The sequence below is a fragment of the Lentzea indica genome (assembly GCF_012184385.1).
GTDB classification, from domain to species: domain Bacteria; phylum Actinomycetota; class Actinomycetes; order Mycobacteriales; family Pseudonocardiaceae; genus Lentzea; species Lentzea indica.
In genome coordinates this window covers 1-3,050 of sequence record NZ_VSRL01000470.1, presented here as the reverse complement: position 1 = coordinate 3,050, position 3,050 = coordinate 1, and the positions used below count along the sequence as shown (strand labels likewise).

Sequence of the window (3,050 nt, the reverse complement as noted above, 5' to 3'; positions counted from 1 at the left end):
GTCCACGTTGTCGTTGCCGAGGTGCTCGATCGCCCGGCTGTAACGATCGGTGATCTGCCCGTCCCTGTTGACCCTGACCTGGTACCAAGTCGCCGTGGCCGAGCCGGAACGCGTCCTCGGCGGAGGCGAACCGGCGCCGGACTGCACCCGCCGTCCCCCGGCCGGATCCCTGTCCCGGGAAGAGAAACGCGATCTTCGGTGCGGTGGTGTGCCTGCCCGCGAAGATCCCGTCGGCGACCACGGTGCCCGCACCGTCCGCGAGGAGGCCGGCGAGCCGTTTCAGACTGGTCTCCGCGTCGCGCGGGTTCGTGACGACGACCGCGCCCCGCGCCGGACCCCCGGACAGCCCACCGGCGAGCGTGCAGGACAGGTCGGCCAGCTCGGCGAACGCGAGCTTGCCGACGAAGCCCGCCACCTGCTCGACGCGCTCCCGCAGCTCGGTCAGGTCGCGGCCGTCGAACAGGAGCAGTTTCGGCGTCCTGCCGGCCTGCGGCGAGCCGGAGCGTCTCGTCGTCGATGACGTCCCGGCGGGGCGCGGCGGGCGCGGCCTCCAGCGTGATGTGCGTGTTGATCCCGCCGAAGCCCATGGCGGAAACACCGGCACGGACCGCCCGGTCGGCGGGCCACAGCTCGGGCTCCGCGGGCACGTACATCGCCGCGTCGTCGCCGCACAGCAGCGGATGGGGGTCGTGGTGCCCGGTGGCAGGAGGGATGACCTGGTGGTACACGGCGAGCGTCGCCTTGATCAGTCCAGCGACGCCCGCCGCTGCTTTGGTGTGCCCGATGTTGCCCTTGATGGTGCTGAGCGCCGCCGGGCGGGCCACGGGGTCGGCGGTGCGCCGGGCCGACGACAGCGCGTCTATCTCGGTGGCGTCGCCGAGAGCGGTCCCGGTGCCGTGCCCCTCGAAGTACGACACCTCTTCCACGCCGTACCCGGCACGGTCGTAGGCACGGGTGAGCGCGAGGCGGTGACCGGTGGCCTCGGGCCGGGTGATGCCGCCCTTGCCGTCCGACGAGATGCCGCACCCGGTGATGGTGGCGTAGATCCGCTGACCACGAGCCACCGCGTCCTGCTCGCGCGTCAGCACCAGGATCCCGCACCCCTCCCCCGGCCAGAACCCGTTGGACCCCTTGTCGTAGACGCGCATCTCCCCGGTGGCCAACGCCCCCGTCTTGGCGAAGCCGATCACCTCGAACGGGTCGATGGACAGGTCCACACCACCGGCGAGAGCCGCGTCGACATCGCCGTCCGCCAACGCCTTCACGGCCGTGGCGACGGCCAGCAGGGACGAGGAGCACGCGCCGTCCACCGTGTAGCCGCCGCCCGCGAGGTCGAAGTAGTTGCAGAGCCTGCCCGCGATGGTGTTGGCCAGGCCACCGGCGAGCGTGTCCTCGTCGATCGGCGGGAACGGAGCCTTGTACTGAGTTTCCAGGTCGCTCAGGAACGCGGCGGTCTCGTCGTCGGCCCACCCCTTGGCCGAGAGCGCGGCCGCGACGGTGCGGCGGACGTACGGCCACCGCAACCGCAGGGCGTTGGCCCTGGAGAACTCACCGGTCAAGCTGTTGCCGATGACCACTCCGGTGGTCTGCTTCGGCAGGCCCGCGCCGTCGGGGAAACCGGCGTCGGCCAGCGCGGCCGCCGCGGTGTCGAGAGCCAGCCAGTGGGTCAGATCGGTCGACCGGAATGTGCCACCGGCCACCTTGTACCGCACCCGGTCGAATTCGAAGTCGCGCAGTACGGCGGCGTTGCGGGAATAGAAGCGGTCCGGCGCGGCCGGATCCGGTGAGTAGTAGTCGGCGTGGTTCATCCGCTCGTCGGGCAACCGGCGGAACGCACGCCGCCCTGCCAGCACGTTCTCCCACAGCTGCGCCGGCGAATCGGCGTCCGGATAGCGCACACCGATACCCACGACCGCTATTCGCGTGTCACTCAATTCCGCACCGCCCTCGACGTAAGGCACAACAACACCGCTTCGCGATGTGCCGATCGTGCCGCAGGGACGTCGGCAATGTCTTCTCGGATTGTGCCGTCTACCACTCGGGACGGCCGCGAAATAACATAACAACGTCAGCCAAAGAATAAGATGGACGTGTTATGGAACAAATCCGGAACGACTCGGCGAGTACCCGTTCACCACGCGCACACCCGTGCGCATACATCCCTCCGAAGTCATCTCTTCTCGTGCTCACCTCTGCCGAAAAGCGTTACCGCCCTGTTTCCCGTTGTCCGCAATGGACACGCCCCGACCACTTCGTCCCGAACGGTCGAGTCACCCTTCTGACGCAGCGTGACCGCACTCAGCGAGGTGCGCGCCGATTCCCGCGATGGGCACGATGAGGCGGCCGGACCGGCTGATTCCCATCGTTGGAGACTCCGATGCCCACCACCAGCGGATCGATCCGCCGACTCGTGCTGACGCCCTCGTTCCGGAAGGTGACGTTCACCGGACGAGGTTTTCCAGGCGCACCGTCGGCCGGCACCGAACACCTGGATTCGATTCCACACGCGGTGCTGTGCGGTTTCGAATGGGGAGTCGACACGCACGACCAGTGGGAACTCGAACGCCGGCTGAACATGGTGCGGCCGGAACTGCTGGGATTCGCGTACGAAGGCGCCACAATGGCGTGCACGATCCTGGACGCACTGCCAGGCGGCAGCGGGAAGACCGCCGCGCTGTTGAACGGGCCGGGCCGCCCGCACCTCTTCCTCGCCTACATCGGGATCGGGTTCGCGATGGCCAGACTGCCGCGAAGGCTGTGGCGCAAGGTGGTCCCGGACTTGACCACGTCGCCGTACCACCCGGTCATGAGCTGGCTCGCGGTCGACGGCTACGGCTTCGACCGGGCCTACTTCGACACCCGCCGCTGGGTCGACGAGCAGCGCGAGATCCGGCCCTACCCGTGGCAGGGCCGCCCTGACTACTTCCCCCGCGCGATCGACCAGGGCATCGGCCGGGCGCTGTGGTTCATCCACGCCGCCCGGTCCGGCGCCGTGGCCGAGGCCGTCGGGCGCTTCCCCGCACACCGGCGGGCAGACCTGTGGAGCGGCG

The 3,050-nt window shown here is 69.3% G+C and carries 1 protein-coding gene and 1 pseudogene; one reads left to right on the top strand and one right to left on the bottom strand.

Going from position 1 to position 3,050, the window contains the following annotated elements:
• Window positions 1–1,934, bottom strand: a pseudogene (locus tag FXN61_RS48505) (beta-ketoacyl synthase N-terminal-like domain-containing protein); the annotation flags it as partial.
• Between the two features lie 443 nt (window positions 1,935–2,377).
• Here FXN61_RS48505 and FXN61_RS48500 point away from each other — a divergent pair.
• The coding region (locus FXN61_RS48500; RefSeq protein WP_167980504.1) for a DUF1702 family protein at window positions 2,378–3,050 on the top strand (673 nt) is incomplete at its 3' end.